The 15,079-nt window shown below is 67.8% G+C and carries 15 protein-coding genes; 4 read left to right on the top strand and 11 right to left on the bottom strand.

The window, feature by feature from the left end; genetic code table 11:
- Positions 1–65: 65 nt before the first annotated feature.
- Genes WS70_RS04375 through WS70_RS04365 form a run of 3 tightly spaced genes read left to right on the top strand, consistent with a single transcriptional unit; the run spans position 66 to position 2,154 of the window.
- Complete coding sequence (locus WS70_RS04375) at positions 66–512, top strand: nuclear transport factor 2 family protein (RefSeq protein WP_059596389.1); 447 nt, start codon at positions 66–68, stop codon at positions 510–512.
- A gap of 18 nt (positions 513–530) precedes the next feature.
- Complete coding sequence (locus WS70_RS04370; protein WP_059596388.1) at positions 531–1,565, top strand: hydrolase; 1,035 nt, start codon at positions 531–533, stop codon at positions 1,563–1,565.
- Positions 1,558–2,154: a DUF2946 family protein gene (locus WS70_RS04365; protein WP_059473605.1), complete on the top strand. Its 597-nt coding sequence runs from the start codon at positions 1,558–1,560 to the stop codon at positions 2,152–2,154. Before WS70_RS04370 ends, WS70_RS04365 begins: the two co-directional genes overlap by 8 nt.
- A 106-nt stretch (positions 2,155–2,260) precedes the next feature.
- Here the strand turns inward: WS70_RS04365 and WS70_RS04360 are convergent, their stop codons facing one another.
- Positions 2,261–3,979: a M48 family metalloprotease gene (locus WS70_RS04360; protein ID WP_059596387.1), complete on the bottom strand. Its 1,719-nt coding sequence runs from the start codon at positions 3,977–3,979 to the stop codon at positions 2,261–2,263.
- Positions 3,980–4,132: 153 nt separating this feature from the next.
- Here WS70_RS04360 and moaC point away from each other — a divergent pair, with 153 nt between their 5' ends.
- Positions 4,133–4,621, top strand: a complete 489-nt coding sequence (gene moaC / locus WS70_RS04355; protein WP_059473603.1) for a cyclic pyranopterin monophosphate synthase MoaC — start codon at positions 4,133–4,135, stop codon at positions 4,619–4,621.
- 160 nt (positions 4,622–4,781) lie between these two features.
- Here moaC and WS70_RS04350 read toward each other — a convergent pair whose 3' ends face one another.
- The 10 genes from WS70_RS04350 to recA form a co-directional block, all read right to left on the bottom strand.
- Positions 4,782–5,147 (bottom strand): TonB family protein, encoded by a 366-nt coding sequence (locus tag WS70_RS04350; protein WP_059596386.1) that lies wholly within the window; start codon positions 5,145–5,147, stop codon positions 4,782–4,784.
- 228 nt (positions 5,148–5,375) lie between these two features.
- Positions 5,376–5,840 carry a YjjA family protein gene (locus tag WS70_RS04345; protein WP_059473601.1) on the bottom strand — a complete coding sequence of 155 codons (465 nt, stop codon included), beginning with the start codon at positions 5,838–5,840 and terminating at the stop codon, positions 5,376–5,378.
- Between the two features lie 431 nt (positions 5,841–6,271).
- Positions 6,272–8,059 (bottom strand): PglL family O-oligosaccharyltransferase, encoded by a 1,788-nt coding sequence (locus tag WS70_RS04340; protein WP_059596385.1) that lies wholly within the window; start codon positions 8,057–8,059, stop codon positions 6,272–6,274.
- A 209-nt stretch (positions 8,060–8,268) separates the two neighbouring features.
- Positions 8,269–8,787 carry a pilin gene (locus WS70_RS04335; RefSeq protein WP_082716512.1) on the bottom strand — a complete coding sequence of 173 codons (519 nt, stop codon included), beginning with the start codon at positions 8,785–8,787 and terminating at the stop codon, positions 8,269–8,271.
- Between the two features lie 222 nt (positions 8,788–9,009).
- Positions 9,010–9,723, bottom strand: a complete 714-nt coding sequence (locus WS70_RS04330) for a TerC family protein (RefSeq protein WP_059596384.1) — start codon at positions 9,721–9,723, stop codon at positions 9,010–9,012.
- 149 nt (positions 9,724–9,872) lie between these two features.
- Positions 9,873–10,754 (bottom strand): succinate--CoA ligase subunit alpha, encoded by an 882-nt coding sequence (gene sucD / locus WS70_RS04325; RefSeq protein WP_010101873.1) that lies wholly within the window; start codon positions 10,752–10,754, stop codon positions 9,873–9,875.
- 142 nt (positions 10,755–10,896) lie between these two features.
- On the bottom strand, positions 10,897–12,078 hold the full coding sequence (sucC, locus tag WS70_RS04320) for an ADP-forming succinate--CoA ligase subunit beta (protein ID WP_257791890.1): 1,182 nt from the start codon (positions 12,076–12,078) through the stop codon (positions 10,897–10,899).
- A gap of 63 nt (positions 12,079–12,141) precedes the next feature.
- On the bottom strand, positions 12,142–12,753 hold the full coding sequence (locus WS70_RS04315) for a DUF2889 domain-containing protein (RefSeq protein WP_059473596.1): 612 nt from the start codon (positions 12,751–12,753) through the stop codon (positions 12,142–12,144).
- Between the two features lie 254 nt (positions 12,754–13,007).
- Positions 13,008–13,961, bottom strand: coding sequence for a recombination regulator RecX (gene recX, locus WS70_RS04310; protein ID WP_059473595.1), 954 nt, complete (start codon positions 13,959–13,961; stop codon positions 13,008–13,010).
- Positions 13,961–15,031, bottom strand: a complete 1,071-nt coding sequence (gene recA, locus WS70_RS04305) for a recombinase RecA (RefSeq protein WP_059473594.1) — start codon at positions 15,029–15,031, stop codon at positions 13,961–13,963. Before recA ends, recX begins: the two co-directional genes overlap by 1 nt.
- Between the last annotated feature and the right edge of the window lie 48 nt (positions 15,032–15,079).

The following is a 15,079-nucleotide window of genomic DNA, read 5'->3' as shown; positions in this document are numbered from 1 at the left end:
CGGCCTTGCTCATGCATGGGCCGCCTTGATGAAACGGCGCGCGCCGCGCGCGAGAGATAGACCCGATGCCACGTTTTGCCCGCCTCTTCGAAGCCGCCGCCGATACGCTGAACGCGTACTATCAGGCAGTCGCCGACGCCAACCTCGACGCGCTGATGGTCCTCTGGATCGACGAGGATTTCGCCAGCTGCATCTGGGCAGACGGCTCGCATCTGCACGGCCTCGAGCAGATCAGGAGCGGGTTCGCGCAACGGCTGTCGACCCAGCCCGTCACGATCGAGCCGCTCGACATCCGCGTCTACGACAGCCTCGGCACCGTCGTCTACACGGTTGCCGAGGCGCACCAGCCGGCCGATCTCACAGCCGAGCCGCAGATGGTGTTCACGACCTACGTGATGATCCACGAGCGCGGCGAATGGCGGATCGCACACATCCACGCGAGCCCGATCCCCGAGCAGACGGCGACTCAGTTCGCCGCCAAGATCCGCCACGCTCAGGGGCCGCTCCACTAAGCACAGGCGTTTGCAGCGATGAGCACCGCGCTTCCTCCGCTTCCCGCTGCCGACGAGACCGCCCGCCCGGCAGCCTCGTCCCTCTACCGCGCGCCGCTCTGGCTGCCGACGAGCCACGCGCAGACAATCGTCCCCGCGCTCTTCGCGCGCCGGCCGGACGTCGGATACCGGCGCGAGCGCTGGGACACGCCCGACGGCGACTTCATCGACATCGACTGGCTCGCCTATCCGGCCGGCGCGGCGCCCGAGCCGAACGCCCCGCTCGTCGTGCTGTTCCACGGCCTCGAAGGCAGCTCCGATTCACATTACGCACGCGTGCTGATGGCGGCCGCCCGCGCACGCGGCTGGCACGGTGTCGTCCCGCATTTCCGCAGTTGCAGCGGCGAGATGAACCGGATGCCGCGCTTCTATCACCTCGCCGACAGCGCCGAAGTCGACTGGATCCTGCGGCGGCTCGCGAAAAGCCATCGCGGGCCGCTCGTCGCGGTCGGCGTGTCGCTCGGCGGCAACGTGCTGCTGCGCTGGCTCGGCGAGCGGCGCGGCGATACGTCGATCGTCACGGCGGCCACGGCGGTCTCGACGCCGATCGATGTCCACGCGGGCGGACGCGCGCTGTCGCAAGGCTTCTCGATGGTCTACACGCACAGCTTCCTGAAAACGCTGAAGCTGAAGGCGCTCGTCAAGCTCGAGCAATATCCGAGGCTCTTCGACAAGGAGACGATGCTCGCCGCGCGCACGATGCACGACTTCGACGACGTCGTGACCGCGCCGCTGCACGGCTTCGTCGACGCAAACGACTACTGGACGCAGGCGACGACGCGCCCGCTCCTCGCGGCGATCGACGTGCCGACGCTGATCCTCAATGCGCGCAACGATCCGTTCCTGCCGGCGTCGGCGCTGCCCGGCCCGCGCGACGTGTCGCGCGCGGTCGTGCTCGACCAGCCCGAGCACGGCGGCCATGCGGGCTTCATGACGGGCCCGTTTCCGGGACGCATCGACTGGCTGCCGACCCGCATCTTCGATTTCTGCTCACGCTTCACCGATCATGGATGACATCGTCAAACAGGCGCTCGCCAAGTGGCCGAACGTCCCGCACTGCACCGGATGGCTGCTGCTCGACCGGCGCGGCGGCTGGCGGATGCGCGACGACGCGGCGCAGGCGGCGGGCGCGCTCGGCTCGCCTGTCCGGCACCCGGCGCTGATCGACTTCATCGCCCGCAACTACGAACGCGACGCCGACGGGCAGTGGTTCTTCCAGAACGGGCCGCAGCGCGTGTACGTCGAGCTCGCGTACACGCCGTGGATCGTCCGGCTCGCGGCCGATCGCGACGATCCGGCGCGCGTCGCGCTCACCGACCATACGGGCCGCACATTCGAGCCGGCGCGCGCGTGGCTCGACGATGCGGGCGGCGTGCTGTTCGCCGACGCGTCGACGCCGCCGCGCGTCGCCGCGCTGCACGATCACGATCTCGGGCTCTTCGCCGATCATGCGGACCTCGACGACGACGGCGCGCACGGCGTGCTGCACCTCGGCGGCGGCGTCGACCTGCCGCTCGCGCCGATCCGGCGCGACGACGTCGCGCGGCGGTTCCGGTTCGTCGCGAGCCCGGCCGCGCGCGTGGGCGGTCAGGCGGCGGACTGACGCGCGGGAAGGTTCGCGTCCGCGCGCGGCGCGTCGTTCGACGTCGTCGGGAAAAAGGGCCGGCTGCGGGAGCGAACGCCGGGCGGGCCGGCCGCGGCGCCGCGCGTCAGCTGCGCTTGTCGTCCTTGTCCTCTTTCCGCTCTTCCTTGTAGCGCGCCTCGAACTCGTGCAGCCGCGCGCTGATGATCGACTGCTCGTAGAAACTGACCGACTTGATGTCGCGCGCCTCGCGCAGTTGCCGGATCGCCGACGGCCACGCGCCTTCGAGCGCGAATTTCTCCGCGAGCGCGCGGCGCTGCGTCACCGCATCGCCGTTGCCGAGGCTAGCCTGCGCGAGATAATTCCACCAATCCGGCTGGCCGGAATCGGCGCTCGCTTCGGACTGCGCGAGCGCCTGCGCCTGCGCGTAGCGACGCGCGGCAAGGAGCGCCTGCAGATGCGCGGCGATCGCCGCGTGCGAGCCCGGCCAGCGCCGCTGCGCGGTAGCGGCGAGCTGCACCGCGTCGTCGGTGCGGCCCGCGCGGCGCGCGATCTCCGCCGCGAGCACGTCGAGGCTCGGCGAGCTGCGCGCCGAGTCGCCCTCGCTCGCGGCCACGCGCGTGAACGCGTCGCGCGCCGCCGCGAGCGCGCGGTCCGCGTCGTCGTAGCGGCCGCCCAGCATCTCGCCCAGCGCGATCCCGTACCAATTCGCCGCGACGTTCGGCGCGATTCTGTCGTCGAGCTCGGCGCGCATCCGCCGCACCTCGTTCGCGTAATCGGTCGGCGAGCGGTTCTGCAGCATCCGCAGGCGCGCGCGCACGAAGCCGTACTCCGGCGACTGCCGCGGCTGCTTGTACGGCGCGCGGCGCGCGCGATCGTCCATGTCGGCGATCCGCTCGCCCGTCAGCGGATGCGTGCGCGCGTACGCGGGCACGCCCGCGTCGCTCATCGACGCGCGTTCGAGCCGCTCGAAGAAGCCCGGCATCCCGTACGGATCGTAGCCCGCGCCCGCGAGCAGTTGAAAGCCGACGCGGTCCGCTTCGCGCTCGGCCGTGCGCGAGAACCGCAACTGGCTATCGACCGCGAACGCCTGGCCGCCCATCGCGATCGCGCCGCCGAGATCGCCGCTGCGCGCGAGGATGCCCGCGAGCACGCCGAACAGCATCGTCGCGAGCGCCGCATAGCCGCTCTTCTCGCTCGCGATGATCATCCGCGCGATATGCCGCTGCAGCACGTGCCCCATCTCGTGGCCGATCACCGACGCGAGTTCGGATTCCGTCTGCGTCGTCGCGACGAGCCCGCTGTTGACGCCGATGAAGCCGCCCGGCAGCGAGAGCGCGTTGATCTGCGGGTCGCGCATCGCGAACAGATCGAAGTCGGGCATGTAGCCGCCGATGAACTGCGCGGCGGCCGCCGCCGACAGCTTCGCCGCGACCGAATTCAGGTAGTCGCGCGCGAGCCAGTCGTCGAGATAGTCGGGATCGCGCCGCACCTCGCGCATCACGCGCTCGCCGAGACGGCGCTCCGCCTGCGGCGTCAGCGATCCGCCCGAGCCGTCGCCGAGATCCGGCAGTTGCAGCGATCGAAGCGGCGCGCGCAAACTGGGCGTGCCGGACGCCGGATCGGACAGCCGGCTCTCCGCGCCGCCGTACGTGCCGAACACGCCGGCCGCGATGCCGGACGGCACGGTCGAGATCGCGCCGGGCGCGAGCGGCGCGGCCGCGGCGGCGCCGGTGGCGGGAGCGGATTCGAGCGGCGGAGCATCGGCGCGCGGCTGAGCGTAGCCGCCGGGCGGCAGGGCGAGCGCCGCGGACAGCGACATGACGAGCAACGGTTTGACGCGCATGGACAAGGATCAGGGCGGCCGTGGCTTAATGATCGATGGAGCTGCGTCATTGTAACGGCGCGCCGGCCGCCGTTCGCGCGACGCCGACGCACGCCGCTCGAATCGCTCGACGAACCGCGCTGCTATGATAGGCGCCCTCTAACGGAGCACGACATGTCTGGATTCACACACTTCGACGCTGCCGGCCACGCGCACATGGTCGACGTCGGCGACAAGCAGGAAACAAAGCGCATCGCGGTGGCGCGCGGCGCGATCCGGATGCTGCCCGACACCCTCGCGCTGATTCGCGAAGGACGCGCGAAGAAAGGCGACGTGCTCGGCGTCGCGCGGATCGCGGCGATCCAGGGGGCGAAGCGCACCGCCGATCTGATTCCGCTCTGCCACCCGCTCGCGCTCACGCGCGTCGCGGTCGAGTTCGAGTTCGACGACGCGCTGCCCGGCGTGCGCTGCAGTGCGCAGGTCGAGACGTTCGGACGCACGGGCGTCGAGATGGAGGCGCTGACCGCGGTGCAGGTCGGGCTGCTGACCGTCTACGACATGTGCAAGGCAGTCGACCGGGGGATGACGATTACCGACGTGAGCGTCAGGGAAAAGCGCGGCGGGAAGTCGGGGGACTGGAAGACCGGCGAGGCCGGCGCATAACGCCGACCTGCCGAAAACCGTCAGCCAGCGCACCGCCGAATCCGGGTGGGTACGCGTCAAGCGGCTATCGAAGCTTCACTCGGCAAGGTGCTTCGGGTTGGAACGACGATGCACATCGAGGCGCGCTCGTTGCCGCCCGTGCCGGCGCACTCGATGCGCGTCACCGCGCGGCCTTCGCCGTCGGCTCGAATACGAACGGCCGCGTCAGCGTAAACGGATAGGGCTCGCCGCCGCGCGCGGGCGTCTGCGAGCACGCGACCTTCGACATCGCTTCCACGGCCGCACGGTCCGCGGCGGCATTCCGGCTGCTCGTCGTGACCGTGACGTTCTCCGCATTGCCAGACGCCGTGATCATCGCGCGCACGAGCACGGTCGCCCGGCGCTCGAGCGGCTTCGCGCTGCCCGGATACACTGCGACGGGCATCGTGCATTCGAGCTTCGCCGTGTCCCGCGGCGCGAACGCCGCGCAGCCGGCGAGCAGCGACGCGGCAAGAGGAAGCGTCAGGTACGTCGAATCAGTCTTCATGTTCGTTCTGGTTCTGGTCAGTCCGCGCCGTCGATTGCGTCATTCGTCAGCGCCCGCGTTACGCACGCCGCGCGATTCCGCACCCCGCTTCTTATCCATGCTTCATTCGCACCAGCGCCCAATACCGAGCGCCGCGCGCGATTCCGGGCGTCCGCCGACGCGCATCGCGTCGGCAGCGCGCCTCGATCGCGGGCCACCCGCTCCGGCGACACGGCGCCGGCGTCCCGCTTACAGCAGCGACTTCGCCTGCGACAGCACCTTGTCGCAGACCTGCTTCGTCAACTGCTGCTTGAAGCTCTGCCCGCCGCTCAAGTCGAGCGTGCGGCCGTTGCCGGCGTCGACAACCCCGTTCGCGCCGCTCGCGTAGCTGCTATCCGACGTGACGCCGCCGCCCAGCTTGCTCATCAGCGCGTCCTTGACCGACGACGCACCGCCGCCGCCGAGATAGTTGTTCTTGATGCAGAACTGCAGCAGGCCCGCGACGTTGCCGGTGCTGCCGGGTGACAGCAGCGAGCCGGCCGACGCGGTGCCGCCCGCGCCACCGAGATTGCCGAGCGCGCTCGCGACGCCGCCCGCGCCGCTGTCGGTGCCTTGCTTCAGCAAGTCGCCGAGTTGCGCGTGCGCGGTCGAGAACGACGCGATGCTGGCAATCAGGATGCCTGCCGCGGCAATATGATGGGTACGCGTTTTCATGGGCTTCCTCTCAGGGCAAGGATTCATTCCAGTCGATGAATACCGCGCCCAAGCATACCCGAACGATGCGACGCGCATCCGCTCGTGCCGGCTCGTCGTGCGCGAATGCGGCGCGATTTGACACTGTTTAACGTCGCCTGCCAGGGCGGGGCGGGGAAAGCGGCTGCTTGCGGCGGTTTCTTGCGGCGGCTGCTTGCTTCATCTGCGCATGTATTGGCAAAGCGCCGTCGACACCTGCCTTGCACACGGTGCGATGCCGAGGCGACGCAACGCGCCTCGTGCCGCCCGCATGACGAAATGCCGGCGCGCATCACGCATCGCGCACCACGCCCGCCGCATCGTTCGATCGCGACGCCGCCGCACCCTCCCAATAGAAACCGCCGCAAAAAGCGGCGGTTTCTTCGATCGTTCCGTTTCGAGCCCGCCCGTGATCAATCGTCGCTGTCGTCTTCCTCGTCGTCGGCGGATACGTTGGCTGCCGGCGTCCCGTACTTCGACACGAGCGACGCCTTGAAAGACTTCAGCGACGGCTGGTCGTCAAGCAGCTTGTACAACGCGGCGAGCTGCACCGGCCAGTCGCGCAGCTCTTGCGCGAACACGCGCAGCCGCTCGACCGTGTCGAGCGCATCGGCTTCGCGGCCGTCGAGCGCCTGCAGCACCGCGTAGCGGCGCAGCACGGTTTCGCCCGGCAAGAGCGCGATCGCCCGTTCGTGCGCGGCGAGCTTCGCCTGCAGGTTGTCGCGCGAAATCGTCAGCAGCGTCGCCGCGCCATAGTCGCCCCACGCGCCGAACAGGAACGACGGATCCTCGCGGTACTGCTCGGCCGGATTCGTGCCGTAGTACAGCACTTCCGCGCGCTGGTAGTCGCGCAGCACCGGGTACAGCGACGCGAGCCCCGCAACCGACAGCGCAGCGAACAGCGCGAACGCCGCACGGCTCGGCAGCACGCGCAGCGGCTTCGTCTCGAGCAGACCGATCACGAACATCACGGGCAACAGGAAGAACGTGTACTGCTGCGGGTACTCGACGAGCGCGTGCATCAGCAGAATGCCGATGAGCGCGAAGCCGAACACGCGGCTCTCGGTATGCGGCACGCGCAGCGCGCGCACGAACCACGCGACGAGCGCGACGACCAGCACGCCGAGGCCGAGCAAGCCGGACTTCGCGAGCAGATCGATGAAGATGTCGTGCGAGTTGTTCGCGATCTCGACGCCGCCCAGCTTGCGCACGAGTTCGAACTGATGGATCGGGAATTCGCCCCAGCCGACGCCGAGCAGCGGATGCTCGCGGAACATCGTCAGGCCGTACTTCCAGAGCGCGAGGCGCGGCGCGATCTGGCCGGCGTCGCGCATGCGGTCGGCGGCCGACTCGGCAAGGCCGAGGTGGTAGTGCACGTTCACCCAGCGCACGGCGACATTGACCGCGACGAACAACGCGCCGAGCACGATCGGAATCGCCCATGCGCGCATGCGGCTCGCAGCCGGATCGCGCCGCGCCTGCGCGAACGCCATCCAGAAGCCGGCGACGACCATCACGGCGACCTGCAGCCACGGCCCGCGCGACACGGTGAGCGCGAGCCCGACGGACAGGAACGCCGACAGCACCGCCCACGCGAGCAGCGGCATGCGGCGCGTCTGCACGAGATACAGCGCACCCGCGAGCGCGAACGCGATGTAGGTCGCGAGGTGGTTCGCCTGCGCCATGTTGCCGTACGGCCGGCGATCGACGGTCACGCCGTACGACACGACGAACGGCGAGAACGTCGTCTCCAGATGGAACAGCTGCACGAACTGGCAGGCGACGGCGAAGACGCCGCCGACGATCGTCGCGCCCGCGATCATCCTCGCGACCATGTCGACCATGTTCGCGCGCGCGAGCGCATAGCCCGACTGCATCGCGACGAGCGCGCCGAGCAGGTAGCCCGTCGCGAGCCAGTTCATCGAAGGCTGACGCAACGGCAGCAGCGCGACCTGCGCGAGCAGCACCGCACCGAAGCCGAGCGGCGCGACGAGCGCCGCCGGCACCACGAACGGCTGCGCGGGCCGCTCGGCTTTCACGAGCAGGACGACGGTCGCGCCGAGCACCCAATACATCGCGAACGCGGCGAATTCGGAATAGAACGTCGGAATCGGATACGTGTGGTTCGTGACCGCATACGGCAGGATCAGGGCGACTGCAAGCGCGATCAGCGACAAAGAACGCAGAAAAGAGGGAGGCATGAGCGAACCGGATGTCAGCAACCGGCGCACTATACAAAAAAAACCTCCCGCTGTGCGGACGCGGGGTGCCGGTTGCGCAGGGCCGTCATGCGACGCACCATCGCGGTGCACGAATGCCAGACAGTTCATCGTCCGGCAGCCATGCTCCAAGCATGTCCCGCGCCCGCCCCGCCACTTCGCCGCTATTCGCCACTATTGGCCGCCGAACGTCACGCTCGGCACTCCGGCGGCGCGAGCTTGCCGGCCAGCGTCGGCGCATCGCTCGGCATCGGCCCGGCGCCCGGCGCGGGCAGCGACGACGACGTCTTGCCGCCGACAAAGCACTCCCACGTGATCGCCCCCGTCTGTACAGCGCCCTTCGACAGCGCAACGCGCGCCGTCGGCGTCTCCGCCTGATCCGGCGCCGACGGCACGAGCACGAGCGTATTCGCGCCCGACGCCGCGACGCGCGACGTAAACGCGACGACGATCTGCCCGGTGTCGTCGTCGACGCGAATCGACTCGACGTTGCGCGTGCCCGGCGGCGACACGTAGCCGCCCGAAAAACCGCTGCCGCTCGCCGCGTTCTCCGCGACCGCGAGCCGCGCGGACGCGGCGAGCGCAAGACCTTCGCCGACCCGGCTGCGCGCGAGATAGTCCTGATACGCGGGAATCGCGTACGCAGCGACGACGCCGACGATCGCGAGCACGATCATTAATTCGATCAACGTGAAACCGCGGCCGCGCACCGCACGCTTCGACGGGCGCCACACCCGGCGCAGGCCGTGCGCGCCACCCGCTCGCGGCAGCAAAAGCGACGCAAACGGCGATAAAACGGAAAGAAATTCGCTCATGACAGGCTCCGAAAACGAAACACGCCCGCCGAAAGCGGCAGGCGTGTCGATCGTAGCCAGCGGGCGGCAACGCGGGCAGTCGGCCGGACGGCCGATGCCGCGAAGCGCCGGTGTCAGTCAATGCGAATTCGCCGCCCTGGACATCGCTCGGCGCTTCTTCAGCGCATACCCGGCGATCACGACGAAGAGCGCGCCCGCCACGCTCGCGCCGTAGATCGCGGCAGGCGTGTCGAGAAGCGGCCAGCGATCGCCCGCCGGATCGTTGACCATCAGCCCGCCGGCGATCCAGCCGAGGAGCGCCGCGCCGAGCGTGATGAAGATCGGGAAACGGTCGAGCAGCTTGAGGACGAGCGTGCTGCCCCAGACGATGATCGGAATGCTGACGATCAGGCCGAAGATCACGAGCGCGATCCGGTGCCCCGGATCCGCCTGCTCGGCCGCGCCCGCAATCGCGATCACGTTGTCGAGGCTCATCACCGCGTCGGCGATCACGATCGTCTTCACCGCCTCCCACAGCCTGTCGGCAGGCTTGATGTTGTCGTGCGCGTCGGCGGCGGGCGTCATCAGCCGCACGCCGATCCACAGCAGCAGCACGCCGCCCGCGAACTTGAGCAGCGGCACGTCGAGCAGCAGCACCGCGAACGCAATCAGCAAGACGCGCAGCACGATCGCACCGGCCGTCCCCCACAGCACGCCGCGCACGCGCTGCTGCACGGGCAGGTTGCGGCAAGCGAGCGCGATCACGACCGCGTTGTCGCCGCCGAGCAGGATATCGATGACGATGATCTGAACGACGGCGCCCCAATGGAGCGAGGCGAAGAATTCAAGCATGAGAGCGAAGCAAAGGAAGTAAGACGGGCGGGCCAATGCGTGCGTTCCAATCGCGCCCGGCCGTCCGGGCGGGGCTTACGAAACGATTGCGCGAGCATAACAAAAAACGCCGGCAGAACCGGCGTTTTTCGTGGCGATGAAACCGATGCTTACAGTGCTGCCTTCAGCAGGCGGCCCATCTCCGACGGATTGCGCGTGACCGTGATGCCGCACGCTTCCATGATTTCCAGCTTCGCTTCGGCCGTGTCCGCACCGCCCGAGATCAGCGCGCCGGCGTGGCCCATGCGCTTGCCCGGAGGCGCCGTGACGCCCGCGATGAAGCCGACGACCGGCTTCTTCATGTTGTCCTTGATCCACTGAGCCGCGTTGGCTTCGTCCGGACCGCCGATTTCACCGATCATCACGACCGCGTCCGTATCCGGATCGTCGTTGAACATCTTCATCACGTCGATGTGCTTCAGACCGTTGATCGGATCGCCGCCGATGCCGACTGCCGACGACTGGCCGAGGCCGAGCGCCGTCAGTTGCGCAACCGCTTCGTACGTCAGCGTGCCCGAGCGCGACACGACGCCGATGCGGCCCTTGCGGTGGATGTGACCCGGCATGATGCCGATCTTCAGTTCGTCCGGCGTGATCGTGCCCGGGCAGTTCGGCCCGAGCAGCAGCGTCTTGCGGCCTTCGCGGCGCATGCGGTCCTTCACTTCGATCATGTCGCGGACAGGGATGCCTTCCGTGATGCAGATCGCGAGATCGAGATCGGCTTCGACCGCTTCCCAGATCGCGGCAGCGGCGCCCGCGGGCGGCACGTAGATGACCGACACGGTCGCGCCGGTTTCGGCCTTCGCTTCCTTGACGCTCGCGTAGATCGGAATGCCTTCGAAATCTTCGCCGGCGCGCTTCGGGTTCACGCCCGCGACGAACGCTTCGCGGCCGTTTGCGTATTCACGGCAGGCGCGCGTGTGGAACTGGCCGGTCTTGCCGGTGATGCCCTGCGTGATGACCTTCGTGTCTTTGTTGATCAGAATCGACATGTATTGACCTCTGTTCGATCGGCGTCGCGAGAAAAACCGCGCCGCCATGCGTTTCAATGATGCGCTCAAGAAAACGCCGGGCTGCCCCGCGTTTTCTTGCCCCCATCGGGGCCCGGCGCGCAGCGCCAGGCGCGGGCGCTCGTTACTTGCCCGCAGCCGCGGCGACGACCTTCTGCGCCGCTTCTTCCATGCTGTCCGCCGAGATGATCGGCAGGCCGGATTCGGCGAGCATCTTCTTGCCGAGGTCTTCGTTCGTGCCCTTCATGCGCACGACGAGCGGCACGTTCAGGTTCACGGCCTTCGAGCCCGCGATCACGCCTTCCGCGATCACGTCGCAGCGCATGATGCCGCCGAAGATGTTCACGAGGATCGCCTTCAGGCCCGGGTTCGTCAGCATCAGCTTGAACGCTTCGGTGACCTTCTCGGTCGTCGCGCCGCCGCCGACGTCGAGGAAGTTCGCCGGCTCGCCGCCGAACAGCTTGATCGTGTCCATCGTCGCCATCGCGAGACCCGCGCCGTTCACGAGGCAGCCGATGTTGCCGTCGAGCGAGATGTACGCGAGGTCGAACTTCGATGCTTCGATTTCAGCCGGATCTTCTTCGTCCAGATCGCGGTACGCGACGATTTCCGGATGGCGGAACAGCGCGTTCGAATCGAAGTTGAACTTCGCGTCGAGCGCGATCACCTTGCCATCGCCCGTCAGCACGAGCGGGTTGATTTCGGCGAGCGACGCGTCCGTTTCCCAGAACGACTTGTACAGGCCCTTCAGGATTTCGCGCGCTTGCGGGATCGATGCGTCCGGCACGCCGATTTTCTTCGCGAGATCGTCGGCTTCCGCGTCCTGCAGGCCCGTCGACGGCTCGACGGCGACCTTGTGGATCGCTTCCGGCGTCTTTTCCGCGACTTCCTCGATGTCCATGCCGCCTTCGCTCGACGCCATCACGACGACCTTCTGCGACACGCGGTCGATCACGATGCCGACATACAGCTCCTTCTTGATGTCCGCGCCTTCTTCGATCAGCAGACGGTTGACCTTCTGGCCTTCCGGACCGGTCTGGTGCGTCTTCAGCTGCATGCCGAGAATCTGGTTCGCGTATTCGCGCACTTGCTCGAGCGACTTCGCGACCTTCACGCCGCCGCCCTTGCCTCGGCCGCCCGCATGAATCTGGGCCTTGACGACCCAGACCGGGCCGCCCAGCTCTTCCGCCACCTTGACGGCCTCGTCCACCGAGAACGCCGGCTTGCCGCGCGGTACCGCGACTCCGAATTTCCGCAGGATTTCCTTACCCTGGTACTCGTGAATCTTCATGCGTGATTCCTTCAGTCTGTGAGTTGGCTAAAAAAGTCGATTGACGATCGCTTCTTCTTACGATTTAAGCGTCCGCTCTCATTCCTTCGCACCGTCCGAGCCTTCGCGCGCGGGGCGGCTCGCGCCGTACCAACGCGGATAGAACTGCCGAACCGCTTCCCCGTCGAACCGCAGCGCGTGACAGCGGCCGAGCTGGAACGGCGGCTCGGCCGCCGCGCGATCGCGCCCGTCGGCTTCGCCGCCCAACTGCTCGCGCACATCCCATACGTCGCCCGCGAACGCCTGGATCGCGGCCGTCGGCAACACCCCGCACAGCTCGGTCAGGTGCGAGCAGCCGGCGACGCCCGACAGCAGCCGGGAGACGTCGCGACGGAAATGGCGGAAGAGATTGAGTCCGATGAGGACGCGGTAGGCGGGTTTGGCGGTTTCGCATTGACCGGGATAGGGCACCCAGTCAGACGACGCGTCGGCGTCGACGATGGTGAGTTCGCGATCGATCGTCACGCGCAACCAGAGTTCGTGGATCGGCAGGCCGTCCGGTCTGACGCCCGACGCCAGCGTGACGTCGCGCGGCTTGTGATCGGTCAGGCAGGCTTCGATGTCCCACAAGCCGTCGGCGCGCTCGTAGGCTTCCGCTCGAATTGCGCGGCGATGGCGCAACTGTCGGGGTACGGGCTCGGGTAGCGGCATGCGGGAAGGTGAAGCCGAAGAGGGAAACTCGTGGATTCTAACATACCGGCCGCACGGTCCCGGTCTGGCCCCGCGCGGGGCTTCGGGGGATTTTGAGGGGCTGGATTGGGGTGGTTCGCGGTCGGTGGTCGGTGGTCGGTGGTCGGTGGTCGGATGGCAATGTAACGATTGATTCGCCGGGCTATCGCAAGGCATTTGAGCTTGCAGCGTCGGCTCGATGCCGGACGCGAGCGCGCAAGACCGGCTCGCCGCGCTCAATCGCCGCCGAATTCGTTGACGTCGCCTTTCAGCAGCTTCGCGATCGTTACGCTCGAAAAACCGCGCATCGCGAGGAAGCGCGCCTGCTTTGCGCGCTCCGCGGGTGTTTGCGGCGCCGCGCCGAACTTCTTGCGCCAGACCGACTCCGCCCGCTCGAACTCGTTCTCGCGCAATTGCGCGCTGACGGCCTCGACGAGCGCGTCGCCGACCGCATGTCGCTTCAGCTCACTGACGATGCGCGCCGAGCCGACGCGCGCCGAGCGCCGATGCACGAGGCTTTCTGCAAACCGCGCGTCGGACAGCCAGCCCTCCCGTTCGAGCGCGTCGAGCAGCGACTCGAGATCGTCGCCTTCTTCGACGTACGGCGCGAGCTTGCGCGCGAGTTCCGCGCGACTGTACTCGCGGCGCGACAGATACGCGGTCGCACGCCCTTTCAGTGAGCGCGCGGGACGTTGCGACGCCGACGAACGCTCTGCGTCTTCGGGCGCGGACGAATCGAAGCGGAAAGGCGATGTCCGCCGCTTCGACCGGCCCCCGGCCTGGCTCGTGCGCGTATAGACGTCGCTCGCCGCTTCATCCCCGCCCGCCGCCGCCGAAAATGCCGCCGATGCACGCGAACGGCCGCCGGCGCGCAAACCGCCGAACGCCCGGCCACCGCCGGACGCATCGTCGTTCGCGCCAGCTACACCGGCCGACGCACGCCGCCGCGCGACGTCGTGCGCGTCGAACGACTCGTTCGAATCGAACGGATCGTCCGATTCGAACGCAACCGATCGCCCAAACGAAACGAGGGCATCATCGGATGCCCCCGCTGCCGGGCGGCCAGCCGGCCGCCCCTCGCTCGAAACCGGCGCGCGCGCTTCGCGTTCGATGCGGGCCTCGTCGGCGGACCTTGTCCGCGCGCTGTGCCCTACCTGCTGCGAATCCGCGCCCTCCCGGTGCTTGCGCATTACTCCTCTTCGTCCATGATCTTGGCTTCGGAGCCGCCATCCTGCGGCATGGCGACAACGCCGAGCGACTCGCGAATGCGATTTTCGATCTCGCGCGCGATTTCCGAATTCTCGCGCAGGAATTCACGCGCGTTGTCCTTGCCCTGGCCGATCTTCTCGCCGCTATAGCTGTACCACGCACCCGCCTTGTCGACGATCTTCGCCTGCACGCCGAGATCGATGATTTCGCCCTGACGCGAAATGCCTTCGCCGTACAGGATGTCGAAGATCGCCTCGCGGAACGGCGGCGACACCTTGTTCTTCACGACCTTCACGCGCGTTTCGTTGCCGATCACCTCGTCGTTCTTTTTGATCGAGCCGATCCGGCGGATGTCGAGACGCACCGACGAATAGAACTTGAGCGCGTTGCCGCCCGTCGTGGTTTCCGGGTTGCCGAACATCACGCCGATCTTCATCCGGATCTGGTTGATGAAGATCACGAGGCAGTTCGTACGCTTGATCGAGCCCGTCAGCTTGCGCAGCGCCTGCGACATCAGGCGGGCCTGCAGGCCGGGCAGCGCGTCGCCCATCTCGCCTTCGATTTCGGCCTTCGGCACGAGCGCCGCGACCGAGTCGATCACGATCATGTCGATCGAGCCCGAGCGCACCAGCGCGTCGACGATTTCCAGCGCCTGCTCCCCCGTGTCCGGCTGCGAGATCAGCAGTTCCGGCACGTTCACGCCGAGCTTCGACGCGTACTGAACGTCGAGCGCATGCTCCGCATCGATGAACGCCGCGGTGCCGCCGAGCTTCTGCATCTCGGCGACCACCTGCAGCGTCAGCGTCGTCTTGCCGGACGATTCCGGCCCGTAGATTTCGACCACACGGCCGCGCGGCAGGCCGCCGACGCCGAGCGCGATATCGAGACCGAGCGAGCCGGTGGACACCACCTGGATATCCTCGACCGCTTCGCCGTCGCCGAGCCGCATGATCGACCCTTTGCCGAACTGCTTCTCGATCTGCGCGAGCGCGGCGGCGAGCGCCTTGCTCTTTTCGGCAGTCAGCCCGGAGCCTTTCTTGCTTTCTTCCATGAATCGTCCTTTGCTATGATGAGCAGCGTCTGATACGGACGCACCGGC

This window comes from Burkholderia mayonis (genome assembly GCF_001523745.2).
In the GTDB taxonomy this organism is placed as follows: Bacteria; Pseudomonadota; Gammaproteobacteria; order Burkholderiales; family Burkholderiaceae; genus Burkholderia; species Burkholderia mayonis.
The sequence above is the reverse complement of the archived record's forward strand: the minus strand, read 5'-3'. Positions and strand labels throughout refer to the sequence as shown.